General features: G+C 65.6%; 21 protein-coding genes and 1 pseudogene. 8 read left to right on the forward strand and 14 right to left on the reverse strand.

What is annotated here, in order from left to right; translation table 11 throughout:
* Positions 1–83: 83 nt before the first annotated feature.
* Complete coding sequence (locus BLIN9172_RS01710; RefSeq protein WP_101553583.1) at positions 84–899, reverse strand: siderophore-interacting protein; 816 nt, start codon at positions 897–899, stop codon at positions 84–86.
* 235 nt (positions 900–1,134) lie between these two features.
* A complete protein-coding gene (locus tag BLIN9172_RS01715) occupies positions 1,135–2,466 on the reverse strand; it encodes a glutaminase (protein WP_101553584.1) in 1,332 nt (443 codons plus the stop codon).
* A gap of 248 nt (positions 2,467–2,714) precedes the next feature.
* Here BLIN9172_RS01715 and BLIN9172_RS01720 point away from each other — a divergent pair, with 248 nt between their 5' ends.
* Both BLIN9172_RS01720 and BLIN9172_RS01725 read left to right on the forward strand, forming a co-directional pair.
* Positions 2,715–3,572 (forward strand): hypothetical protein, encoded by an 858-nt coding sequence (locus BLIN9172_RS01720; RefSeq protein WP_101553585.1) that lies wholly within the window; start codon positions 2,715–2,717, stop codon positions 3,570–3,572.
* An 11-nt stretch (positions 3,573–3,583) separates the two neighbouring features.
* Positions 3,584–4,309: a hypothetical protein gene (locus BLIN9172_RS01725; RefSeq protein WP_145997911.1), complete on the forward strand. Its 726-nt coding sequence runs from the start codon at positions 3,584–3,586 to the stop codon at positions 4,307–4,309.
* Positions 4,310–4,427: 118 nt separating this feature from the next.
* Here the strand turns inward: BLIN9172_RS01725 and BLIN9172_RS01730 are convergent, their stop codons facing one another.
* From BLIN9172_RS01730 to BLIN9172_RS01755, 7 genes and pseudogenes are all read right to left on the reverse strand, one after another.
* Positions 4,428–4,781 carry an antitoxin gene (locus BLIN9172_RS01730; RefSeq protein WP_101553587.1) on the reverse strand — a complete coding sequence of 118 codons (354 nt, stop codon included), beginning with the start codon at positions 4,779–4,781 and terminating at the stop codon, positions 4,428–4,430.
* Between the two features lie 165 nt (positions 4,782–4,946).
* Positions 4,947–6,296 carry a Na+/H+ antiporter NhaA gene (gene nhaA, locus BLIN9172_RS01735; RefSeq protein ID WP_373270448.1) on the reverse strand — a complete coding sequence of 450 codons (1,350 nt, stop codon included), beginning with the start codon at positions 6,294–6,296 and terminating at the stop codon, positions 4,947–4,949.
* 142 nt (positions 6,297–6,438) lie between these two features.
* On the reverse strand, positions 6,439–6,591 hold the full coding sequence (locus BLIN9172_RS18030; protein ID WP_164742817.1) for a hypothetical protein: 153 nt from the start codon (positions 6,589–6,591) through the stop codon (positions 6,439–6,441).
* A gap of 270 nt (positions 6,592–6,861) precedes the next feature.
* Positions 6,862–7,596, reverse strand: coding sequence for an LmeA family phospholipid-binding protein (locus BLIN9172_RS01740; RefSeq protein ID WP_101553589.1), 735 nt, complete (start codon positions 7,594–7,596; stop codon positions 6,862–6,864).
* Between the two features lie 91 nt (positions 7,597–7,687).
* A complete protein-coding gene (locus BLIN9172_RS01745) occupies positions 7,688–8,410 on the reverse strand; it encodes a LutC/YkgG family protein (protein WP_101553590.1) in 723 nt (240 codons plus the stop codon).
* Positions 8,407–9,927 carry a LutB/LldF family L-lactate oxidation iron-sulfur protein gene (locus BLIN9172_RS01750; protein ID WP_240811910.1) on the reverse strand — a complete coding sequence of 507 codons (1,521 nt, stop codon included), beginning with the start codon at positions 9,925–9,927 and terminating at the stop codon, positions 8,407–8,409. The genes BLIN9172_RS01745 and BLIN9172_RS01750 overlap by 4 nt, the downstream gene beginning before the upstream one ends.
* Positions 9,928–10,169: 242 nt before the next feature.
* Positions 10,170–10,919 (reverse strand): annotated as a pseudogene (locus BLIN9172_RS01755) ((Fe-S)-binding protein); the annotation flags it as partial.
* A 306-nt stretch (positions 10,920–11,225) separates the two neighbouring features.
* Here BLIN9172_RS01755 and BLIN9172_RS01760 point away from each other — a divergent pair.
* Positions 11,226–12,146: an SCO6745 family protein gene (locus BLIN9172_RS01760; RefSeq protein WP_101553591.1), complete on the forward strand. Its 921-nt coding sequence runs from the start codon at positions 11,226–11,228 to the stop codon at positions 12,144–12,146.
* A gap of 7 nt (positions 12,147–12,153) precedes the next feature.
* On the opposite strand, the gene BLIN9172_RS01765 is transcribed toward BLIN9172_RS01760, so the two are convergent.
* The 3 genes from BLIN9172_RS01765 to orn all read right to left on the reverse strand — a co-directional run bounded on the left by BLIN9172_RS01765 (position 12,154) and on the right by orn (position 14,889).
* Positions 12,154–13,818, reverse strand: coding sequence for a SulP family inorganic anion transporter (locus BLIN9172_RS01765; RefSeq protein ID WP_101553592.1), 1,665 nt, complete (start codon positions 13,816–13,818; stop codon positions 12,154–12,156).
* Positions 13,815–14,186, reverse strand: coding sequence for an ArsR/SmtB family transcription factor (locus tag BLIN9172_RS01770; RefSeq protein ID WP_101553593.1), 372 nt, complete (start codon positions 14,184–14,186; stop codon positions 13,815–13,817). The genes BLIN9172_RS01765 and BLIN9172_RS01770 overlap by 4 nt, the downstream gene beginning before the upstream one ends.
* 118 nt (positions 14,187–14,304) lie before the next feature.
* Positions 14,305–14,889: an oligoribonuclease gene (gene orn / locus BLIN9172_RS01775; protein ID WP_101553779.1), complete on the reverse strand. Its 585-nt coding sequence runs from the start codon at positions 14,887–14,889 to the stop codon at positions 14,305–14,307.
* Positions 14,890–15,092: 203 nt separating this feature from the next.
* Here orn and BLIN9172_RS01780 point away from each other — a divergent pair, with 203 nt between their 5' ends.
* The 3 genes from BLIN9172_RS01780 (at position 15,093) to BLIN9172_RS01790 (ending at position 19,682) form a co-directional block, all read left to right on the forward strand.
* A complete protein-coding gene (locus BLIN9172_RS01780; protein ID WP_101553594.1) occupies positions 15,093–16,712 on the forward strand; it encodes a DUF8094 domain-containing protein in 1,620 nt (539 codons plus the stop codon).
* 157 nt (positions 16,713–16,869) lie between these two features.
* Complete coding sequence (locus BLIN9172_RS01785; RefSeq protein WP_101553595.1) at positions 16,870–17,826, forward strand: tetratricopeptide repeat protein; 957 nt, start codon at positions 16,870–16,872, stop codon at positions 17,824–17,826.
* Between the two features lie 167 nt (positions 17,827–17,993).
* Positions 17,994–19,682: a hypothetical protein gene (locus tag BLIN9172_RS01790; RefSeq protein WP_240811911.1), complete on the forward strand. Its 1,689-nt coding sequence runs from the start codon at positions 17,994–17,996 to the stop codon at positions 19,680–19,682.
* 197 nt (positions 19,683–19,879) lie between these two features.
* On the opposite strand, the gene BLIN9172_RS01795 is transcribed toward BLIN9172_RS01790, so the two are convergent.
* Positions 19,880–20,281, reverse strand: a complete 402-nt coding sequence (locus tag BLIN9172_RS01795; RefSeq protein WP_101553597.1) for a hypothetical protein — start codon at positions 20,279–20,281, stop codon at positions 19,880–19,882.
* 146 nt (positions 20,282–20,427) lie between these two features.
* On the reverse strand, positions 20,428–20,778 hold the full coding sequence (locus BLIN9172_RS01800) for a hypothetical protein (protein WP_025778593.1): 351 nt from the start codon (positions 20,776–20,778) through the stop codon (positions 20,428–20,430).
* Between the two features lie 114 nt (positions 20,779–20,892).
* Here BLIN9172_RS01800 and BLIN9172_RS01805 point away from each other — a divergent pair, with 114 nt between their 5' ends.
* The gene (locus BLIN9172_RS01805; RefSeq protein ID WP_101553598.1) at positions 20,893–22,104 is read left to right on the forward strand and encodes a cysteine desulfurase family protein; all 1,212 of its coding nucleotides are present in this window, start codon (positions 20,893–20,895) and stop codon (positions 22,102–22,104) included.
* Complete coding sequence (mnmA, locus tag BLIN9172_RS01810; protein ID WP_101553599.1) at positions 22,101–23,315, forward strand: tRNA 2-thiouridine(34) synthase MnmA; 1,215 nt, start codon at positions 22,101–22,103, stop codon at positions 23,313–23,315. The genes BLIN9172_RS01805 and mnmA overlap by 4 nt, the downstream gene beginning before the upstream one ends.
* The last annotated feature ends 14 nt before the right edge of the window (positions 23,316–23,329 follow it).

Genomic DNA, 23,329 nt, shown 5'->3' on the forward strand with positions numbered 1-23,329 from the left:
CGCTCACCTCAGCGTCGACCGCTAGCAGTATGTCGTGAGCGGTCGACGGCAACGTGCGCGGTCGGTGTGACCGGGCAGGCAAATCAGTCGATCTGGCCGATCGGCTCGCGCTTCTCGGCCTGGAACTGATCCTCGGCGCGGCCGCGTGCCCAGTAGGCGGAGATCGATAGGGACTCCCTCGGCACTTCGCGGTCCTTGAGGATCTTGCGGATCGCCTTGATCGTCTCGCGCTCGCCGTGAGCGAAGACCTTCGGAGTGCCCGCGCGCCACTCGAGCCCCTCAACTGCGGCAATGAGCTCCTCGTCCGAGTCCACCCACCTCACCTCGACGCCTTCCGGGGCCTCGGGCAGAACGCGATCGGCGTCGTCGGCGACATAGGCCAGGACGACCCCGGTGGCTTCGGTGGGCATGGCTTCGATGGCCGAACTCACCGCGGGTATCGCGGAATGGTCGGCGATGAGCAGGTGCCAGTCGACGTCGGCGGGGGCGTATTTTCCGCCCGCGCCGGAGAGGACCAGCGTGTCTCCTGGTTTCGCGTTCCTCGCCCAGGGACCGGCGATGCCGTCATCGTCGTGGATGACGAAGTCGATGCTCAGCCACTTCTCGTCCAGGTCGATCTCTCGCACCGTGTAGGTGCGGCGACTCGGCAGCTTCTCGGGGGACTGCTCGCGCAGCTCCGTCAGATCGTAGGGTGGGACGAGCTCATGTGCCGGATCGGCGAAGAGGAGTTTGACGTACTTGTCGGTCGCGTCGTTCGAATCGATGTTGTCGAAGGTGTCCCCGCCGAGGCGGATCCGCATCAGGTGCGGGCTGATTTCGGTGGTCTCGAGGACAGTGAGAACAGCCTGCTGGCGGACGGGTCGTGCAGTGCGTTCGGGGGAGTTGGGTGCGGTCGTCACAGGCGGCCTTTCTCAAACGGGGTGCCCCTGCAAGCTCACGGTCGACTCCGGAGTGCGGAGCCGCCTCGGCGCAGGGGATCAGTAAGGCTCACCTTATCAAATCCCCATCGGCCGCCGGTTCCGGATCCCAGCGGACGGATTCTACGCCTCCTGCAGCAGGGATCGGCCTCCATTGCTTCCGCCACGCGGATCGGCCCCCACCGATCCCGCTGGTGGGACCGACCCATCGCTGCCGTCAGTTGGAGCGGTCGGCCATCTCCCGGCGACGATCGTCGCGGATGCGTTTGAGTCCTTTGACTGATTTGAGCGAATCGAGGATCTGCACGCCCGGAAGCGCGGAGTTCGGTCCCTTGCACTGCATCATGTCGTCGGGGTCGAGCAGGACCACGCGGATCCCATCGTCCTTCATTCGTGACAGCGCCTCGGTGAGCATGCCCCGGGCGACGGAGTTGATCTCGTTGACGCGGCGCAGGTCGAGGACGAAGGTGTTCGTGGTGGAACCGGGTTCGTCCATCGCGCGCAGGACGTTCTCCGAACCGCTCCACTGGATGAGTCCCTGCAGGCTGCAGATGCGGACCATCTTGCCCTCCGAGTCGACGAAGCGACGGTCACGGCGGATGATCGAGCGGGCCGGTTCGGGAGCATCCATGATATGCAGGCTCAAGCGATTTGAGAGGTCCTGGAAGATCTTCGCTCCGCGGACGCTCGTGCCGTGCCTGTCCAGTCGTGGAGAGAACGTGGCGATGCCGACCTGACCGGGCATGACACCGAAGACACCGCCGGAGACTCCGCTCTTGGCGGGGAGACCGATCTCTGTCATCCAGTCGCCGGCTGCGTCGTACATGCCGCAGGTCATCATAACGGCGAGCACCTGCCGGTTGACTCTGGGAGAGAGCACCTGTTCACCGGTCAGCGGGTTGATGCCGCCGCCGGCCAGAGTCGAGGCCATGATGGCGAGGTCTTTGACGGTGACGGTGATCGCGCACTGTTCGATATAGCCGCGGACCACCTCGTCGGGGTCGTCGTAGAAGATGTCGTAGGACCGGAGCATGTTCGAGATGGCGACGTTTCGGTATGCCTCCCGCCATTCGCCGTCGGCCACCGATTCGTCGATCGACAACTCCCGGCCGGCGAAGCGGGAGAGCCCGGCGCGCGCGATCTCCGTGCGTTCGGCCAAGCTTGCACCGGGCTCGCCGAGGATGGAGTGAATTGTCATCGCCCCGGCGTTGATCATCGGGTTGAGCGGTCGGCCCGACTTCTTGTCCAGGGAGAGTTCGTTGAACTTCTCACCGCTGGGTTCGACGCCGACCATCTCGAGGACTCCGGCCAGGCCCTCCTGCTCGAGGGCGAGGCCGTAGATGAAGGGTTTCGACATCGACTGGATCGAGAATTCGAAGTCGGCATCACCGGAGGTGTACTCGACGCCGTCGAGGGTGGAGATGCAGATCGCGAGCTTCTCCGGATCAGCTGCGGCAAGGTCCGGGATGTAGTCCGCAGTCTCCCCGGACCGGTCCGGTCGGAATCGTTCGAGCGTCTCATCGAGGAAATCCGGGATGGGCGATCGCATGGCAACTCCTGCTGCAGTCGTGGTCGGTGGGCACAGCGTAGTTTGACGCAGACTGCCATTCTCACACACTCCTCCGCCGGCTGCCGTTCGTCGGCAGCAGAGCCACCGGTTCGGCCGAACGGGGCCGGTGCGGCGGAACTTCGACGACGCAATCGGCGGCACAGCCGCAGCAGCGTACCCAGCGATTGTTCCAGGTCTGGCACCGAACGTGCAGCTCCTGTGACGGGCCCTGGCCATAGTGTGGAGTCATGACCCGCCCCAGGCTGCTCCTCCTCATCGGCATCGCGTCCACCGCGGTCGCCGTCGTCGTCATCGGCGTGATCGTGACCGCGCTGGTGCTGCGATACTCGGCCCCACACCCAGAGACCAAAAGCCTGCCCGAACATGCGCTGACCCCGCAGGAAACCATCACCGAGGTGGCCCCGCGCAGAGACGGCACCGTGCAGATCCGCCAACGGCTGATCTTCGAGACCCCGCCTGAAGGCGGAAAGCCGGTCAGTCTGTGGATCAGTGATGTCGGCGTGGGCAGAGATCCGCGGACCGGCAACAGGCTGGCGATGATGCCGAAGGTCTCGTCGCTGAGCGCTGTCGAGCTGAGCACAGCCGACGATTCGACTCAGGACTCACCGAAAACCCTCGGAGAGCTGAACATCGACGTCGACGAGTCGGAGCAGAAGGGCTTCGACCATCCGGCGGTGCACGTCGAAATCACCCCGCAGGATTCCGACGGAGAGGTCGTGCAGTGGAGCGAAGGCCGCCATGTCGTCGAGCTCGAATACGTCCTCGACGAGGTGTTCGTCACCGTGGCCGGCGAAGACTTCTTCGCCGTGCCCGTCCCCGCCCTCGGCAATGGTCAGCTCGCGCAGAAGACACATACGCTCGACATCGACACCGACGGGCCGGTCTACTGTCCTGCCGACAACGTCGACTTCGCCCTCGGCGACGGCTGTGACGCTGAAGCATTCGCTCGGGTCGATGATGCTGATGACTCTGATTCCGGCGGGCACGTGGTGTGGCGGGAGTCCGTAGCCGACAGCCATGAAATCATCGCCTTCGCTCCTCCTGCAGGAATGACGGCGTCCCCGATCCCCGCGTCTGAAAGGTAGGGATGAGCGAGATGAAGCACAGATTCGCACGCAGTCGCGCGTTCTCCGTCACGGCGGCGCTCGCAGCGGCTGTGACGATCACGACTGTGATCGCAGCGCCCGGCGGAGTGGATGCCGCACCGAGCCCGCTGCGCAGCAAGTATGTTGAGCACACGGTCAGCATCGCCGCCGATGGCAGCTACTCGGTGCGGATGGACACGAAACTCGAGCTCGCGCTCGATACGGCATGGGGGTTCGGCCGGGAAGTCCACGACGGATTCCGCCTGCCCGACACCGAGTCCCTGCTGCCTCCGTACCTGCGGGCTCAGTATTCGAATCCGCGGGGAACCATCGATTCGACCGCTGGCGAGGCGCACATCGACACAGAGCTGCATTCGGTCGATATGGACTTCTCCACGGACAGGCTCGCCGCAGGATCTCACCGAGGAATCCTCGACTACGAGGTTGCCGGAGCAGCCGTGCCGGCCGCGGACCTGAACGGAGAACAGGACAGCGGTGTCGTCGTCTACGTCCGTCCCCTGGACCGCGGAGACCTCGTCATCGAGTCCACGGCACCGATCACCGCTGTGGACTGTGAGGTCTTCGCTCCGCGCGGCGAGTCATGCGGAGAGAAGAACGGGGATGGTTGGGCAGTCCCGGGAGAGGAGCTGTTGCGCGATCACACTGTCATCGACGCAGTGCGGATCACGATCGACGCCGATCCGAAGGGTGTGCCGGCCCCGGACATCGATTCCTGAGGCCGGATTGTCTGCACCGTCGCATATCTGAACCTGCTGGTCAGACCGCTGCTTCCGCTTAAGACCGCCGAACAGAGATCGAGCCCTCGGCAGGGGCTCGATCAGGTGACGCAGACGATCAGCGGCTTCCGGCAGGTCCGTTGCCGCCGTCGAAGCCATTGTCGCCACGATCATCTCCGCGGACACCGTTCCCACGAACGGCGTCGCTGCGGCCCGCACCGCCGGACTGCTCGTCGCCGCGACTCGCACTGCCGGGCTGACCACGGTCACTGCCGATGGCGTTGTCGGCGGCGTCCCGGGCCTTCTTGATCTTGTCAGAGTGCTTGCCTCCGGTCAGGGAATCGGCGACACCGGCGGCCTTGTCGAGGATTGAGTCGGTGGCCTTCTCGGCTTTGTCAGAATTGAGCTTGTCTTTGACCTTGGGATCATTGGCGAGGTTCTTGGCCTTGTCGAGAAATTTGTCGAATGCCATGGCACGGTCCTTCTCAGTTGGTCGAATGCACTGCACTATCGGTGCTGATCGTGGGGAGGAACACGGACGATTCGAAGCCTAGTGGGGCTGTCTGTGACGGAACTGGCAATCGGCTGCTTCGATTTCGCCGGTCACCGACGGACCACACGCCCGTGACCGTCTTCCTTATACGCCTGAGGCGGACTGCTTTCGTGCCTGGAGCAGTCGACGATAGCGGGCGTTCCTCATAGTGAGGATGAGCGCGGCGAGTGCGGCCGAGAGCAGGGAGGCGCTGAGTACGGCGACCTTCGCCACATCGTGTTCGATCGAACCGGCGGTGAAGCTGAGCTCGGCGACGAGGAGCGAGACGGTGAAGCCGATGCCGGCAAGCAGCCCGATGCCGGTGATATCGGCCCAACGCAGACCGGGATTCAACCCACCGGTGAACCGGGTGACCAACCAGGTGGAGACGAGGATGCCCAGCGGCTTGCCCACGATCAGTCCCGTCATGATTCCGTAGGTCAGGGGATGGGAGAACGCCGAGGCCAGACCGTGGGTTCCGCCGATATCGACGCCGGCGGCGAAGAATGCGAAGACCGGGACGGCGAAACCGGCCGACAGCGGTCGAAGGCGGTGTTCGAGCGCCTCGGCGAGGTCGATTCCAGCCCTGTTCGCGCACTCGGCAGAGGGATCGAGGTTGCTGGAGGCACCGTGGTCGGTGCCAATCGTGCGGGTCGAACCACGACCGACGACGGCGGGGATCATGAAGCCCAGCAGCACTCCGGCGATGGTCGCGTGGACACCGGAGGCGTGCATGAGTGCCCAGGCGATGAGGCCGAGCGAGAGGAGGACGACCCACGCGGCCCACGCACGGTCGACGAAGACGCGACGGAAGCGGTGTGCGACGAGTCCGAAGACGAGGACGACTCCGAGTGCCGTGGCAAGGGGGAGAATCGCGATGGTCTCGGTGTAGAAGACCGCGATAATGGTGATCGCCAGCAGGTCGTCGACCGCGGCCAGGGTGAGCAGGAAGATGCGCAGCGCCTTGGGCAGGTGGGAGCCGACGATCGCGAGGACGGCAACGGCGAAGGCGATGTCGGTCGCGGTGGGGATGGCCCAACCGCGCAGCAGCTCCGGACGGGTGAGCAGAAGGGCCGCACAGATGAGGGCGGGGACGAGGACTCCGCCGGCCGCCGCGGTGATCGGGACGACGGCGGTGCGGAGACGCCGCAGGTCACCGCGGGTGAATTCCGCCTTGAGTTCGATGCCGACGAGGAAGAAGAAGACTGCGAGCAGTCCGTCGGCGGCCCATTGTCCGATGCTCAGCCGCAGGTGCCAGGGTTCATAGCCGAATTCCCAGTCGCGGATTGCGAAGTATGCAGCCGATGCGGGGGAGTTCGCCCAGATCAGAGCGGCAGCAGCGGCGATGAGGAGCAGTGCGCCGCCGACGGTGTCGCGGCGGAGCGCCCGGAACAGCTGCTGTCCCGGGGTGTTCGGTGAGGCGGATCGTGAGGTGGGTGCAGAGGTAGTGGTCACAGGGATCCCGTTCGTGGTCGGCAGACAAGAGAGATCGACCCGAAGAGTGGATGTGCAGACAGCGCTCAGTTCGGCGACGCTGAGCGTCCGTGCGCGATTCGAGCGGACATCGTCGGCTCGGCAGATGAGAGCTGTCGGAGAGTCACACCAGGGGTCGGAGCGGAAGATCTCCGTGTGAGAACGGCTGTGTGCCCGACTGCATCTCGCCCCACGCGGTGATGTAGCCGTTGGTGCCCGAGTGCGGCAGAACCCACACTTTCAGGCGGAAAGCGGCATTGCGCATGGAGGGAGTCATCCCCGACAGTGGAGCCGACCGGCAGCGCGCCGTGCCACCGAGACATAAGGCCGTGCCACCGGCCGAAGTCCTAGCTGATCTGCTGCATGAGCAGGTAGCTTGAGCCCAGTCCACTGTTGCACTCGAACCCTGAGCCCACCGGGCGAAGATGACACTTCGGCCCCACTGATCTTCGAGAATCGGGTTCGGTTCCCCCAGGAACCCGACCGCCGAGGAACCCGATCGCCGAGGCGGCCCGCCCCGACCGTAGTCGCCCAGGTCCCCAACCGGTCACTGCAGGCTGACCCCGGATCCGTGGAGGCTCACCTGCAGTCCCGCCTCGGTGGCGGTAATGTCGGTGAGTTCGAGACCGGCGGGCAGGAAGTCGAGATCGATGACGATATCGGAGATCTCTGAGGTGAGGAATCCAGGCAGGCGATCGAGGGAGAACTCAGCCGAACCCAGCTTGATCGTCGTCGCATCGACGACGACCCGTCTGCCGTCGGCATTCGGGTCGATGCCCACGAGCAGATCCTGACCGAGCATCGACCCCTTAAGGTAGAGCTCACCGTCGACGGTCGTGAAAGACATCCCCTCGGGCAGGTTCGCATGCTCGGCGGCGAGCTCGTCGAGGGTCGAGTGGGGGAGCACCGCAGTGCCCTCGACGGTGCCGATCGGCTTCGACCCGCCGGTGGGAACGTCATAGAGCTTCGCATTGACATCGGTGAAGTCGACGCCCTCATAGTTGGCCTCATCGGCGGTGACATGCACCGAGTTCAGTTCTCTGGAAGCCAGCTGCGTGAGGATGGGGAAGCCTTCGACAGAGACCTCGGCGTCTCCGTAGTCGGCAAGCCTGTCGGCGATGCGCTGCTCCGTGGTGTAGTCGACGATGCGGTCGGCAGCGATGATGCCGATGATGAGGGTGAGGACGATGACGACGGCGGAGACGATGAACGTCCTCCGCCGGCGGCGACGTCGGGGCCGCTCGTTCGGCTGCGGGTACTGAAGAGTCTGCGCCGTAGTCATGGGCTCCATTGTTGCGCACTCGCCGGTCCATTCGCATTCGCTGGTCCGAGTGCGCTCGCCGGCTCGGCAGAGTCGAACGTCCCCGCTGCGCTCACTCGTTGAGAATGATGACGTCGAGGGTGCGCGGTCCGTGCACTCCTTCGACCCGGCTGAGCTCGATGTCGCTCGTGGCCGAGGGCCCGGAGATGAACGTCAGGGGTGCGTGCGCGTCGAGCCGAGCGATTCCCTCAGGGACGATGTCGACGATGTCGTCCGTCCGGACGATGCACACATGATGGTCGGGCACGAGCGTGATCGCCCTCCGGCCGCACTCGCCCGATCCGTCGAGGACGATGGTGCCCGTCTGCGCGATCGCCACCGCCGAGGCGGTCACCACCGCCCCCTGAGCGTCGAGCTCGTCGACGCTGAGCTCCTCACCGGGAGCATCGACCCGCACATCACCGGAGTACCCCTCCAGCCAGGACGAGTCGAGACCGCGGGGGACGACGACCGAGGAGTGGTCGCCGATGAGTTCGGCGATCGTTGCGCTCGGGTCGCCGTCGGCGCGGTGGACGTTGGCTTTGTAGTCGACGAGGCGGTCGATGAGCAGCTCGACGAGGTTCTCACCCGTGTGCGTGCCCTCATGGTGGTATCCGGCGTCGGCGGCCGTGGCGGCAGGCTCCGCCGAGGCGACCCCGCCGGATACGGCATCTGCCGTGCCGCCGATGCCCGGTACCGCCGTCCGCGGAGACGACGACACGTATTCCCCGCCGCCGCGGCGACCGAGGGCCTCATTGATGCGGGCGAGGATCTCCTCGCGGGCGGTATCGCTCATCGCTGTCCCTCCTCGCCGTCGTTCGTTTCCTCTTCGGCCCACAGCTGTCGGAAGCTCTTCTCGGGCAGGGCCGGGATGTCGCGGCTCGAGGTCCAGGCGCCGGCGATTCCGGGCAGAGCGTTGATCTGCTCGCCGCCGGTGACCTTGTGCGCGAGAGGCAGTCCCTTCTCCGCCGCGGCCATCCGCTTCCCGTCGCCCATCATCCACGACGCGCCGGTGAGGGCGGCGTCGAGCTGGGAGGACACAGGGGAGTGGTTGGCTTTGACATCTTCGCCCCGCAGATGGACGAGGATCTCCGGGATATTGATCTTCACGGGGCACACGTCGTAGCAGGCGCCGCACAGGCTCGACGCGTACGGCAGTGAACCGTTGCCCTGCTCTTCGACTCCTGTGAGCAGCGGGGAGAGGATCGCTCCGATCGGTCCCGGATAGGTCGAGCCGTAGGCGTGGCCGCCGGTGCGTTCGTAGACGGGGCAGACGTTCATGCATGCCGAGCAGCGGATGCAATTGAGCGCCGCACGTCCGTGCTCATCGGCCAGCGCCCGAGTGCGTCCGTTGTCGAGGAGAACGAGATGGACGTTCTGTGGACCGTCTCCCTCGGACTTCCCCGTCCAGAACGAGGTGTACGGGTTCATCCGCTCACCCGTCGACGAGCGTGGCAGCAGCTGCAGGAACACCTCGAGATCGGCGAACCTCGGCAGCAGCTTCTCGATGCCCATGACGGTGATGAGTGTCTCCGGCAGGGTCAGGCACATGCGCCCGTTGCCCTCGGACTCGACCACTCCGAGGGTGCCGGTCTCCGCGATACCGAAGTTCGCTCCGGAGATCGCGACCTTGGTGGTGAGGAATTTGTGGCGCAGATGTCGGCGGGCCGCCTCGGCGAGGACGGCAGGTTCGTTCGTCAGTTCCCCGGCGTCGGGCATCTTGTCCATGAAGATCTCACGGATCTCATCCCGGTTGCGGTGGATGGCGGGAACGAGGATGTGGCTGGGTTTGTCCTCGCCGAGCTGGACGATGAGTTCGGCCAGATCCGTCTCGAACGCATCGATGCCCTCGGCCTCGAGGTGCTCGTTGAGACCGATCTCCTGGGTGGCCATCGACTTGACCTTGATGACCTCGCGGCGGCCGGTCTCGAGCACCGGCGCATTGTCCTCGACGAGTTCGGTGACGATGGCATTGGCCTCATCGGCGTCACGGGCCCAGTGGATGATGCCGCCGGCGGCGGTGAATGCCTCTTCGAACTGCGCGAGGTACTCGGGCAGGTTCTCCATCACTTCGTTCTTCGTGGCCTCACCGGCGTCGCGCAGGTTCTCCCAGTCGTCGAGCTCGGAGACGACCTCGGCGCGCTTCGACCGGATCGTCGAGGTGGCGTGGCCGATGTTGTTGCGCAGCTGCTGGTTGCTCAGATGCTGGTGTGAGACCTCGGGAAAGGCCTCGGCTTCGATGATGTTGCCCTGCCCGCCGGGCAGATCGCTGCGTCGCTTCGACGGCAGCAGCGGCATTCCCAGAAAGGTCATCGCAGGCTCCCTCCGCTCACTTCTGCTCCTTCGCTCGGCGCCCGCAGCGGGTCCTCCCTCGTCGACGCGAGGATCCGGGCCAGATGGACCGCGGCTTGACCGACGCGGAACCCGGACTGGGTGCGGCTCGGCTCGGACGGAGAGGTGCCCCGATGGCCTGGGGCGAGGTGGTCATCATCGTCGGCCCCGACGACCGTCGTCAGCGTCTCGGTCGTGTGCCCATGCTCATCGGTCGAGCTCGTCTCCTTCACATGCACGGCGGTGACGTCCGGGGCGCCGTCGAAGCTGCCGGTGCGTTCGAACCGCGACATTCCGCCGCCGATGTGCAGCAGACAGGAGACATCGCCGCCGGTGCAGACATCGGCTTCGGTCGCCTGGATCGTGCGCACCTTGTCGGCGAGCATCGCCGAGGACACCTCCGGGTTCTTCACGGAGAAGGTGCCGCCGAACCCGCAGCAGGAATCGGCCAGAGGCAGTTCGACGAAGTCGATGCCCTCGACGGACCGGACGAGGGAGGACTGCCGATCGCCGAGGCGCAGCAGCCGCATTCCGTGGCACGACGGGTGATACGTCACGCGGTGCGGGAAGTAGGAACCGAGGTCGGCTGCGGCATCCGTGACGCCTTGGACGTCGGTGAGGAACTGGGTGAGCTCGTAGGTGCGTTCGGCCACTTCGGCGGCCTCGGACGCCAGGGCATCATTGCCCATCCTGGTGGCGACCATCGGCTGCTGGTGGCCGAGCGAGGCCACACAGGAGGCGGACGGGGCGACGGCGACATCCCATTCGGTACTCGTGAAAGCACGGACGTGATTGGCGATGACCGGTTCGGCCTGCGCGAACTTGCCGGAGTTGATGTGCATCTGCCCGCAGCACGACTAACCTTCGGGGAAGGTCACCTCATGGCCGAGCCGGCGCAGAATACTCACGGTTGCCTGCGCAACCTCGGGATACATCGCATCGACGATGCAGGTGGCGAACAGTGCGATCCTCATCTGACCTCCAAGCCGGACGCTGTGCTGATGCGGTTGGCGGATGGCTTCCGACCGGGACGATGCCGTGGTCGCAAACGGTCCGTGTCACTCCATGCTCAGACGGTAGCACCGGGTTCTGACGCGGCAAATGGACACGACCGGAGGGGCGCGCCGGTGCGCGGATCAACGCGGAAGTCCGGTCGCCTCGGGGGAGGGGCAAACGATTTAGGTCCTATAAGACTGTGCTAATCTCCTGCGCCGGTCGGTGCGGGCAGCGACGCACGCGCAGACCTTACGTGGGAGGGGGACCGCCCTTAGGATGACGATATGGATTCCCAGCGTACACAGAACATCAGAACGGTCTCGGCCCGCATCAACTCCTTCCACTCGTCGATCTACTTCTCACAGGCGGTCGGCGCCGAGTACGCCAAGTACGGACTCGAACCCGGTGTCGAAGGCAATATGGCCGCCCGTTCGGCGCCGCTGGGACGGGTGAATCCCGGAGTCGTGTCCGCCGCCTATTACAACTACTCCCCGAACTTCATCGCCGAGATGCTGCCCCGCATCTGGGAGACGGTCACTCCCGAGCAGATGATCGAGGCCCGCTTCGACGCCGTGAGCGCGTACATGGCCGAACTCTTCGGCGACCGTGACGATATCGCCCTGCTCACCGAGGCGGCCACCCAGCTGACCGAAACGCTGACCCCCGTGCTCACCGCCATGGACTTCGCCGGGCGGCCCCTGTCCGCGGCCACCGCCGACGTCATCGGCTCCCACCAAGCGAACACCGCTTTCGAGAAGCTGTGGGACGTGGCCACCGTGGCCCGCGAATTCCGCGGCGACGGCCATGTCGCCTCCCTCGTCACCGCCGGTGTGCCCGGAATCGACGCTCTCATGCTCGATGTCGCGACCGGAGCCGGATTCCGTCCGCGAGCAGCACAGAAGACCCGCGGCTACACCGACGAGGAATGGCAGACCGGACAGACCCGACTCGCCGAGGCGGGGCTGATCACCGTGGAGAAGGACGACCGCGGTTTCGACCTGCCTACCATCACCGAGGCGGGACGGGACCTGAAGGAACAGGTCGAAGCACTGACCGACGGCACCGTCGCCACCGCTTGGTCGGTGCTCGACGATGCGACGATCGAATCGCTGCTCGCCCCCAGCCGTGACCTGCTGCGCGTGATCGCGAAGTCCGGTGCCTTCCCGTCGAACATCTTCGCGCGGCCCGAGAAGAAGGCCGGCTGAAGCTGATTCAGCTCTGGTGTGCCCGCTCCACATGAGAGCGAGCGTGGTCGAGTGCCGCCGGCAGCTCATCGAACAGGTGCCGGTGGTGGCGCAGGGCGGCGAGCACTCCGACCTGTTCGAACAGTCCGGCCTGACTGTCCCTGACGCCTTTGATGAGCACCGTGATCCCGCGGCGTTCGAGAGCCGTGACCATTTCGGTGAGGATATGAGCTCCGGTGGCATCGACGAGTTCGAGCTGCGACATCCGCAGCACGACGACCGAGACTCCATTGAGTTCCATGACCTCATCGGAGATGCGATCGGCCGAAGCGAAGAACAGCGGTCCTCGGAAATGGACGATCGCGATCTTCTCGTCGCCTGGCTGAGCGGCCTCTGTTTCCGAAAGTCGTTCGATGCGAACCGAGGTCGTTGCGGACAGTTTCCGCAGAGCGAAGAACGCCGCCACGACGACACCGATGCCCACAGCCACGATGAGGTCGAAGGAGACGGTGATGAGCGCAGTGATGACGAACCCGAAGGCATCGGATTTCGTCGAGCGCAGAATCGAGCGCATCGTCTCAAGGTCGATCATGCGCACTGCGGTGACGAAGAGGACTCCGCCAAGGGCGGCCAACGGGATCTGACTCACCGGAGCCGCTGCCACCAACACGATGAGCAGCAGCACCGCCGCATGGGTGATCGAAGCCAGACGTGTGCGCCCTCCGGCCCGGATATTCACCGAGGTGCGGGCGATCGCACCGGTGGCGGGCATGCCGCCGAACAACGAGGACCCGATCGACGCAACACCCTGACCGACGAGCTCCCGATCGGGCTGGTAGGCACCGGCATCGGACATCGACGAGGCGACCCTGGCCGAGAGCAGCGATTCGATGGCGGCAAGCGCGGCGATCGTGCCCGCAGCCGGCAGCAGAGCCGGCAGAACGGCAGGATCGATGACGGGAATGCTCGGGGCAGGCAAGGACTGGGGGATCGCCTCGATCGTGGCCAACGGGTTCGGAATGATTCCAGACAGCACGGTGACGATGATGATGCCGACCAGCGATCCGGGAATCGCGGAATGGATCTTCGGGGAGACCACCATGCACACGGCGACGATCGCCACAGCGCCCAGAGAATAGGGCAGATACGACCAGTCCGCATCCGAGATGAGCTGCACGGCTGCCGCGAAGGCATTCATGCTCACCTCACCCGGTGCCAGATAGCGCGGAGTCGTGACGAACGGAATCTGCTGGAGGAAGATGATCGCTGCGATGCCGATCGTGAACCCCTCGATCACCGGCCACGGAATGAACGACACTGTCCGCCCCAAACGCAGCAGACCGGCGGCGACGACGATGAGCCCGGCGATGAGGGTGACCGTGATGACCGCCTCGGCGCCGTGACTGGCCACGATCGGCACGAGCACCACGGCCATGGCACCGGTTGGACCGGAGATCTGCAGGTGCGAACCGCCGAAGACAGCAGCGAAGAAGCCAGCGACGATCGCGGTGATGAGTCCCTGCTCAGCCGTGAGACCGGAGCTGACTCCGAACCCCAGCGCCAAAGGCAGGGCGACGATGCCGACGGTGGCTCCGGCCAGCAGGTCCTTCGGCCAGGAGCGGCGGGTCTCACGGTAGTCGGCGACCGACGGCAGCAGAGACCGGGTGCGGCGCAGCAACGATGCCGGGCTCATGCGGTATCCGCGCCCGGGATCTTCGGCAGTGACCGGGCTTCAGCGAGTCGCTGCTCATCGTCTTCGAGCATCGTCAGCAGCAGGCTCCTGGCCACCGCGAGCAGCTCTGCGGTGCGCCGGTCGGCCAGACGATAGTAGACATGGCTGGCCCGACGTTCGGATTCGACGAGACGGTGGCGCCGCAGTACCGCGAGATGCTGCGAGAGGTGCGAGGCCTCGAGCGCGGTCTCTGCCTGCAGATCGGCCACACTGACCTCGTCGTTGCCGGAGAGGAGCTCGAGGATGCGGATGCGGAAGGGGTGGGCGAGGCCCTTGAAGAGGTTCGCCTTGACCTCGTACAGGGGGCGCTGAAGCTGATCCAATGGCATGATGAAACCATCATATCGAAAGGTCGGGTTCAGATCCGACCGGTCTCAGAGAGTGATCAGCCCGGTTCCGCATCTGCGGAACCGGGCTGGTGCTCACGATCGCTTCGGAAGGCGGCGGTCAGTCCTCGTCGGTCTGCTTCGGGTAGGTCTCGGCCACCTCGGCGGCAATCGACTTCGCCTCGTCGGAGCTCGGTCCCTCGGCGGAGAACACGGCCCTCCGGTAGTACTGGAGCTCGATGATCGAGTCGATGATGTCGCCGAGCGCGCGGTGCCCGCCGTGCTTCGCCGGTGCCTGGAAGTAGGCGCGGGGGAACCACTGCTTGGCCAGTTCCTTGACCGAGGAGACGTCGATGATCCGGTAGTGCAGGTGCTCGACGAGTTCGGGCATCTGCTTGTTCAGGAACACCTTGTCGGTGCCGACCGAATTCCCGCCCAGCGGAGCCTTGCCGGACTCGGGGACATGCTTCTTCACGTATTCGAGGACCTGGGCCTGCGCCTCGGCGACGGTGGTGCCCGCGTCGAGTTCGGTGATCAGACCCGAGGTGGTGTGCATATTCGTGACGAACTCATTCATGTTCGCCCGGGCATCCGCCGAAGGCCTGATGACGATGTCGATTCCCTCGTCGAGGGGGTTGAGCTCGAAGTCGGTGACGATCGCGGCCACCTCGATGAGTTCGTCCCGCACCTCGTCGAGGCCGGTCATTTCGCAGTCGATCCACACAATTCTGTCGTTGCTCACCCGCCCAGCTTAGGCCAGGGGCCAATGATCGGGACATTCCGGGGCGGGCGTGTGAACGTCGACACACACTGAGCGTGCGCACAAAGGCGATGTCCGGCATGTGACTTAAACTTGGAGAGTCCCCGAACTGGGGTGCCATTTTTGCTCGGCTGAGGGAAGGTACGCACGTGCGCTACACATTCGCTGTGATCCTCATGGTGGTGGGTGTCGTCGTCGGTGGCCTCGGCATCCTGCAGAAGACCCTGTGGGCGCCGGAGGAAACGATCACTGCCACCGCACAGATCGACGCCGACAAACCGGCAGTCATCGTCGACCCCGGAATGCTCAACCTCTACGAAACCCCGACCACCCTCACGGTCAAGGGCAGCGGCGACCTCACGATCGCCCAAGCTCCGATCGAGAACGTCGAAGCCTGGGCAGGACAGTCCGCCTACGACCGCATCACCGGTCTCGCCGAAGGCGGAAAGCTCACGACCAAGGCGACCGACGGTGAAGGCAAGGTGCCCAACCCGGCCGGTGCCGATCTGTGGCAGTCGGAAGTCACCGGCACCGATTCGGTGGAACTGGAGTGGAACGACGATGCCAACCGAACCGGCTTCCTCATCGCCGGTGACGGTGAAGCCGGAGCGGTCAAATCCGTGACGCTGACCTGGCCCAACCACGCAGACACCCCCTGGGCGCTGCCGCTGATGATCATCGGAGGTGTCGTCTTCATCAGCGGCGTCGTCCTCCTCTTCCTCGGCGCGAACAATTCGAAGAAGGAAGCGAACCGACGCAAGGCCCGCCAGGAACGTCGCCGCAAGCTCGCCGAATATGGCACCGCATTCGCCGTCGTCCCCGTGCTCGCACTCAGCGCCTGCGGGCCCGAAGAGCTGCCGAAGCCCGAACCGTCCGAGGCGCCGAGCTCAGCGGCCGCGGGAGTCACCGACGACCAGGCCAAGCGGATCCTCGACTCTGTCGCCACCGACATCAAGGCCGCAGACAAGAAGACCGACAAGAAGGCGCTGGCCGAACGTGCCGCCGGCCCTGCTCTCAAACAGCGCGAAGACCTGTACACGATCAAGGAAGACGTCGACGACCAGAAGATGGCACCGGCCGTGGCCAGCGACGAGATCGTCGCCAACTACACCTCGGCCACCGATGCCTGGCCGCGCGTGACCAGCCTGATCACCTCTGCCGGAGGGAGCTCGCAGCTGCTCGTGCTGACCCAGGAGGATCCGCGCAGCGACTACAAACTGTGGTCGCAGACCCAGCTGACGGCCGGCACGAAGCTGCCCGAACTGCCCGACTCGCGTCAGGGCGCGACGATGCTCGAGCCCGGATCCAAGGACTTCGTCACGACTCCGGAGAAGGCCGTCGCCGACTACGCGAAGGCCCTCGGCAGCGGAGCGGACTCGAAGGAGGCGAAGAAATTCGACTCCGATGACTTCTCGAAGTCCATCTGGAAGAACCAGAAGGAGCAGAAGGCCAGCGCCGAAGAAGGCAATGCCGAGGTGAAGTACAAGTACACCCCGGGCAAGGAGCTCGTCGCGCAGGGCACCGCCGGGGACGCCGCCATCGTCACCGGAGTCATCGACGCCGAATCGACGATCAGCCCCGAATCGAAAGAGGGACGCACCGGCACCCTGACCCTGTCATCGCCGCAGAAGGAACTCGTCGGCTCTGCGACGACCAAGGACCCGGTGACGACGAAGACCACCCAGGTGCTCACCTTCCTCATGCCCAAGGACGGCAAGGTCAGACTCATCGGCGGTCTCGAGACTCTCGCCGGAGCCGAAGCAGGCTGAGGCGGAAGGGTCGGCACCGTGGTGCTACTTCCCTGACGGCTACAGAAATAGCCGTGGGCGCACCGGTGTTGATACGTTCTGTTGGAAAAGCATGGACCAGGTGCGTCACGGTTTGCACCGAGCCCACCGACCGCGTCACAAAGGAGACCACGTGTCAATGGATCCCTCGCAGGAGAACGCACAGCCCGATCAGGGACTCGACCTGTCGGCGGTGCGCAGCAAGAATATGCCGGCCGAACAGGGCGGACAGGCCGGTGCGGGTGCCGGTGCCGCCGGCGGCCAGGCCGGAGGGGACCCGAATGCGGTCGCCGTTCCCGGACTGGTCTTCGATGTCGATGAGTCGACCTTCACCAGCCTGGTGGCGATGTCCGACCGCGTGCCCGTCGTCATCGACCTGTGGGCCGAATGGTGCGAACCCTGCAAACAGCTCTCGCCCATCCTCGAACACGTCGTCACCTCCTATGGGGGACGCCTCGTGCTGGCCAAGGTCGACGTCGATGCGAACCCGCGTCTGCAGCAGGCCTTCGGCGTCCAGTCGATCCCCACGGTCGTCGCCCTCATCAAGGGCCAGCCCGTGCCGCTGTTCCAGAGTGCTCTGCCCGAACCGCAGGTCCAGGCATACTTCGACGAACTGCTCAAGCTCGCCGGTGAGAACGGCGTGACCGGGCACGCCGTCACCGGGGAAGCCGAACCCGAACCGGCCGGCCCCGCCCACCCGGAAGCCGAAGAGGCTCTGGCCAAGGGCGACTTCGACACCGCTGAGAGCTTGTTCAAGGCTGCGCTGGCGAACTCTCCGGCCGACGAAGAGGCGAAGTTCGGTCTAGCCCGGGCCGGACTGGGTCGCCGCCTCATCGACCAGGAACCGGCCGACCTCATCGCTGCCGCCGATGCCGACCCCAAGGACGTCGAAGCCGCGAAGGCAGCCGCCGATGCCGAAGTCGTCAGCGGCAACGCCGCCGGTGCCTTCAACCGACTCATCTCTCTCATCCGCACCTCCACGGGCGATGAGAAGGAATCCCTGCGCCTGCGCGTCCTCGATCTCTTCGAGGTCCTCGGCGCCGACGATCCAGCCGTGACCAAGGCACGGACCGCACTCATGAGGGCATTGTTCTGATCCAGCGAATCCGACTCATCACCGCCGTCCTCTTCGGCGTAGCGGCACTCACGCTAGCCGGACTGGTCATCTCTGCGCTCTCGGTCGTCGGCACCGACGAGATCACCGAGACGCCGGCCTTCACAGTCAGGGACGGGGCCTACGCCGTCGTCCTCGACGAGGCGATCGTGCCCTACTCGGGGTCGAGCGTGACCGTGACGGCGAAGAACTCGAAGGGCACGGAGCTGTTCGTCGGCACCGCCAGCGGCGTCGACGCCGACAGCTACCTCGACGGTGTGGCACAGGAGCAGATCAGTGATGTCTCCTTCCCGAACTCCGCCTCCCATCGGTTCACTCCCGGTGATGAGAAACCGGAGGCCGATATCGCCGACCGCGACTGGTGGATCAGCACAGATACGGGGCAGACGGTTGCGAAGACCTTCGACCTCGATGCTCAGCCGCAGGTGCTCGTCATCGCGCCTGCGAACTCCGATGACAGTCTCGAGGGAACGACGGTGAGCCTCCAGATGCGCGTCAAGGGCGTGTTCGCACTCAGCCTGCTCGGCATTGCCGGCGCCATCATCCTCGCCGGATTCTCCGTGTTCTTCTTCATGCGCTGGTGGGCCTCACGCATCCGCCCGCCGAAGAAGGACACCGGCAGCTCGGACAACAGCGGACCCGAGGACGGCGGACCCGCGGGCGGCGGCAGCGGACCCCACGATGGCGGCGAAGACGGTCCCTCAGGCGGCTCCGGGCGCAGCGGCCGTGACGACAGGGGGCCGGCCGCTGACCGCGCGGTCAAGGGTGAGCCGGGGCCGGCGACCCAGCCGATCTCGACAGTGCAGCCGGACACGGCCGGCCAAGCGCCGCCTCGGCGACGGGATCTGCGGAACCGGCGGTCCTTCCGCGCAGTGACGGCCTCGGTGTTGGGCACCGGACTCGTGCTCAGCGGCTGTGCGGACTTGCCGATCGCCAAACCCAGCAGCCCGGACGTCACTCCGTACGAACGCACCGCGGTCCGCCCCGGTGAGGCCGGGAAGTTCATGACGAACTACACGGAATCGCTGGACAAGACGCTCGGCGACAAGGGCACCGACCTCGACAAGATCCAGGCGGCACCGCTCATCGACCACACCCGCGCGCAGATCCAGATCGCGGACAAGGCGAAGCAGAAGCTGCGTGCGCCGAACTTCACCGAGGTCGTCGCCGGCAGCCCGAACTTCACCGAATACCCGATGTGGTTCTACGCCTTCGGCACCGCCGACAAGAGTTCCACGGACGGCGACGAGCAGCTGACCCAGGTGATGCTGGTGACGCGGGAATCGGCCTCGACCGATCCGCTCGTGCGCTCGGCATCCTATATCCCCGCTGACCAGATGCCGACGCTGATGGCCGATGACAGCGGAGCCGTCGAGGAGGGCCCCGAGGACTTCGCCGACGAGATGACGACCGCCTCCGATGACGTCTCGTCGTTCCTCGTCGACGGCAAAGCGAAGTCAGGGGGACCCGACGGACTCAAGGAGGGCGGATTCAAGGGATTCCGCGACTACGTGGGTGACCTGCGGGACAAGGACTCCGGCTTCGACAAGGTCGACATCGACTGCAAGCCCTATGAGGACCTCAAGTTCGAGGACATGAGTTTGAGCACCGAGCACGGTGCGATCGGAATGGGCGAAGTGCGCTGCACGCTGACGATCAAGGCGCCGTCGGACTACGCTCTCGACCTCGGCGACACCGTCGAAGCCGTGAAGACGAACGACAAAGAGGGCGACACCATCACGGTCGACACCGCGCACCCCTATGTGCTGATGCGAACCGGTGACGAACTCACCGCAGTCGCCACCGACTGGAACGTCTTGTCCTCCAAGGTGGAGTGACCCGGGTGCAGCTGTGTTGGGCGCGGTGCGTCAGCCGCGGTGGGCACTGGCCGCTCGTCGTGTCAGCACGCGCGGGTTCCAAACACCAGCGGGTTCGAAATTCATACGCACGGATCGAGATCACGGCATATGAACTTTGAGCCCGCTCATGCGCGACTCAGCCGCGGCTTGCGCGACTCAGCTGCGGCTGGCGCGGCTCAACTGCGGTTGCTGCGGCTGGCGCGGCGGCCGACGCGCAGCAGCCACCACAGGCCGATGAGCGGCAGGAGCAGCGGAATATAGCCGTACCCGCTGCCGAAGTTCGACCACACCGACGGCTTCGCGAAGTCCTCGGGATGGGTGTGGCTGAGGATGCCGACGACGATGACGCCGACGAACTCGATCGCGCAGGCGGCGACGGCGATCCGGTGTGAGACCCGGTTGCCGATGACCAAGCAGACCGTGGCGAGGATGTAGATCACCGCAGCCATGGCGGACAGCGAATACGCGATCGGCGCAACGTCGAACTCGCGGATGAGCTGATAGCCCGCCCGGGCCGTGGCCGAGAGCGCGAAGACGCCGTACACCGCTGTCAGCGCCCGTCCCGGCCCCGTATGCATCGCCGAGTACGGCGACCGTCCCGTCTTTCCCCGCGCCGAGGCGGCCGTGGAGTCCGTGTCGCCCGCTGCTTGTGCCCGGCCTGCTGGGCTATTGCCTGCTGAGTTCGCATCGTCGGCGGAGTCCCCGCCGAACCGATTGCGCCTGGTCACTGCCAAATCTGGTCCAATCTCTCGATCATGACGATCACCGTCAGCCCTGCCGCAGCCAGGACTCCCGGCCCCCAGCGGCTCAGTTCCGCAAAAGCCCAGAAACCGGCCAGCGCCATCACCATGATCGCGGTGATGATGTAGCCGAAGTACAGCAGCGGGTCGACATCATGCGTGGAACCGAAGGTCGCGATCGAGATGATCAGCTGCACGATGAGCAGCAGCAGAAGCAGAGCGGCACCGCCGAGCAGGGCCTTGCCGGCCGGACGGTTGCGGATGGTCTCGATGATCGACCACAGGGTCAGGATGCCGGTGGCGGCATAGAGGACGATGGTGAAAACGGTGAACACCCGAGTCAGTTTAGTCGGCCATGCCGGCGGGCAACTCGTCCGGAGGTGCCGCTCGGCGGGTGAGATGCCGCACGGATCCTGGCCGTAGCCCGGCTCACGGCCTAAAATTGCAGGGTGCCCATCTATCTCGATCACGCCGCCACCTCGCCGATGCCCGCCGAGGTGCTCGAGGTGTACACAAAAGAGCTGGCCCGCCGGGCCAACCCTTCGGCCCTGCACGCGGTCGGCCAAGCCGCGCGGATGCGCATCGAAGAGGCACGCGAGGTCATCGCCCGCGCGGTCGGTGCGGCCACCTCGTCGGAAGTGATCTTCACATCCGGCGGCACCGAAGCGGACAATTTCGCGCTCAAGGGCCTCTACCTCGCTCGCAACAACGACACGTTCAACGCGCCGGCACGCCCGCGGGTGCTGACGACGACGATCGAGCATCCCGCGATCCTCGAGACCGTGGAGTGGTTGGAGAGCCTCGGCGCCGAAGCCGTCTACCTCGACGTCGAAGAGACCGGACGACTCGATCTCGACGCGGCACTGACCGAACTGCGCCGCGACCCAGAACGCACCGCGCTCATCAGCGTGATGGCCGCGAACAATGAGATCGGCACTCTGCAGCCGATCGCCGAGATCGGTCAAGCCGCCGCCGAACTCGGCATTCCCTTCCATATCGACGCCGTGCAGGCGCTCGGGCAGATCCCGCTCGACTTCGCCGCACTCAAGGCGACGGCGATGACGATCACCGCGCACAAGATCGGCGGCCCCGTCGGCATCGGCGCACTCCTGCTCGACCGCGCGGCGACGCCGACGCCGATCCTGCACGGTGGGGGACAGGAGCGCAGCGTGCGCTCGGGCACTCTCGACGTCGCCGGTGCGGTGGCCTTCGCGGCCGCCGTCGATCTCGTCACTGCAGACCTCGAGGCCCGGGCGGCACGCCTGTCGGGGCTGCGGGACCGCCTCATCGACGGAATCGAATCGAGCATCGACGGGGTCAGGCTCTCCGGCCCGCGCGGAGCGGACCGCCTGCCGGCCAACGCCCACTTCACGTTCCCGGGGTGCGAGGGGGACTCGCTGCTGTTCGGTCTCGATGCCAGGGGATTGGCCACCTCGACGGGTTCGGCCTGTTCTGCCGGTGTCTCCCGTCCCTCCCATGTGCTCTTGGCCTGCGGTCTGGATGAGGACAGCGCCCGCACCACCCAACGCTTCACACTCGGTCACGATACGACCGAAGCCGATGTCGATGCCCTGCTCGCGGCTCTGCCCGAGGTCGTCGACCAGGCACGCCGAGCCGGGATGGTTTCGGCAACACCCCGATGGATGCAAGGAGCATCATGAGAGTACTCGTCGCCATGTCCGGCGGAGTCGATTCCTCCGTCGCAGCCGCCCGTGCCGTCGACGCCGGACACGAAGTCGTCGGCGTTCACCTCGCTCTGTCCCGGATGCCCGGGACCCTGCGCACCGGATCGCGCGGCTGCTGCACGATCGAAGACTCCCGCGACGCCCACCGCGTGGCGGGAATGCTCGACATCCCCTTCTACGTCTGGGACTTCTCCGAGAGGTTCAAGGAAGACATCGTCGATGACTTCATCGCCGAATACGCCGCCGGACGCACCCCGAACCCGTGCATGCGCTGCAATGAGCGCATCAAGTTCGCGGCCCTTCTCGACCGGGCCCTGGCGCTCGGCTTCGACGCCATCGCCACCGGCCACTATGCCGAAGTGCTCCGCGATGACGACGGCCGGCCCGAACTGCACCGCGGTGAGGATCTGGCCAAGGACCAGTCGTACGTCCTCGGTGTGCTCACCTCCGACCAGCTCGAGCACTGCTACTTCCCGATCGGGGCGACCGCGTCGAAGACCGAAGTGCGCGCCGAGGCGGCCGAGCGCGGTTTCTCCGTGGCGAACAAGCCCGACTCCTACGACATCTGCTTCATCCCCGACGGGGACACGAAGGCGTGGCTGGCCGACAAGATCCCGATGCGTCCGGGACTTATCAAGGACTCCGAAGGTGAGGTCCTCGGCGAGCATGACGGCGCGATGACGTACACGATCGGTCAGCGCAAGGGCCTGGGCATCGAGAAGCCCGCTCGTGATGGCAAGCCGCGGTTCGTCACCGGCCTCGACCCGGCGACGAACACCGTCACCGTCGGATCGCGTGCCGACCTCGCTGTTTCGCATCTGACCGGCATCCGCACCTCCTGGGCCGGTGCAGCACCCTCGGACATGGGGGACACCCCAGAGACCGGAATCGACTGCGAAGTGCAGATCCGTGCCCACGCCGATCCGGTGCCGGCCCGGGCCTGGCTCGGCGAGTTCGTCGCCGCAGCCCCCGAGCATGAAGTCAACCCCATCGTCGACGAGGTCGAGGTGCCTGCCGCACGTCCGGCCGGGCAGCTCATGCACGTCGATGTCGATGAGGAGCTGTCCGGAGTGGCTCCGGGCCAGACCATGGTCATCTACCGCGGCACCCGTGTGCTCGGCCAGGCCACCATCGACTCCACGGCGAAGGACCGCATCACCCCGGCACCCGAGTTCGCCGGCGCCTGAGGCGCTTTCGCGAG

Origin of the sequence: Brevibacterium linens ATCC 9172, from assembly GCF_900169165.1 — a bacterium.
Classification (GTDB): Bacteria; Actinomycetota; Actinomycetes; order Actinomycetales; family Brevibacteriaceae; genus Brevibacterium; species Brevibacterium linens.

Bases quoted from the DNA above. Each gene is read 5' to 3' on its own strand.
- BLIN9172_RS01730 (WP_101553587.1), bottom strand. From the start codon at position 4,781: ATGGCATTCGACAAATTTCTCGACAAGGCCAAGAACCTCGCCAATGAT.
- BLIN9172_RS01765 (WP_101553592.1), bottom strand. From the start codon at position 13,818: ATGAGCCCGGCATCGTTGCTGCGCCGCACCCGGTCTCTGCTGCCGTCG.
- orn (WP_101553779.1), bottom strand. From the start codon at position 14,889: ATGACCGGCCTCGACGAGGTGCGGGACGAACTCATCGAGGTGGCCGCG.
- BLIN9172_RS01715 (WP_101553584.1), bottom strand. From the start codon at position 2,466: ATGCGATCGCCCATCCCGGATTTCCTCGATGAGACGCTCGAACGATTC.
- BLIN9172_RS01785 (WP_101553595.1), top strand. From the start codon at position 16,870: ATGGATCCCTCGCAGGAGAACGCACAGCCCGATCAGGGACTCGACCTG.
- BLIN9172_RS01720 (WP_101553585.1), top strand. From the start codon at position 2,715: ATGACCCGCCCCAGGCTGCTCCTCCTCATCGGCATCGCGTCCACCGCG.
- BLIN9172_RS01745 (WP_101553590.1), bottom strand. From the start codon at position 8,410: ATGAGCGATACCGCCCGCGAGGAGATCCTCGCCCGCATCAATGAGGCC.
- BLIN9172_RS01770 (WP_101553593.1), bottom strand. From the start codon at position 14,186: ATGCCATTGGATCAGCTTCAGCGCCCCCTGTACGAGGTCAAGGCGAAC.
- BLIN9172_RS01740 (WP_101553589.1), bottom strand. From the start codon at position 7,596: ATGACTACGGCGCAGACTCTTCAGTACCCGCAGCCGAACGAGCGGCCC.
- mnmA (WP_101553599.1), top strand. From the start codon at position 22,101: ATGAGAGTACTCGTCGCCATGTCCGGCGGAGTCGATTCCTCCGTCGCA.
- BLIN9172_RS01795 (WP_101553597.1), bottom strand. From the start codon at position 20,281: ATGCATACGGGGCCGGGACGGGCGCTGACAGCGGTGTACGGCGTCTTC.
- BLIN9172_RS18030 (WP_164742817.1), bottom strand. From the start codon at position 6,591: ATGACTCCCTCCATGCGCAATGCCGCTTTCCGCCTGAAAGTGTGGGTT.
- BLIN9172_RS01725 (WP_145997911.1), top strand. From the start codon at position 3,584: ATGAAGCACAGATTCGCACGCAGTCGCGCGTTCTCCGTCACGGCGGCG.
- BLIN9172_RS01760 (WP_101553591.1), top strand. From the start codon at position 11,226: ATGGATTCCCAGCGTACACAGAACATCAGAACGGTCTCGGCCCGCATC.
- BLIN9172_RS01750 (WP_240811910.1), bottom strand. From the start codon at position 9,927: ATGACCTTTCTGGGAATGCCGCTGCTGCCGTCGAAGCGACGCAGCGAT.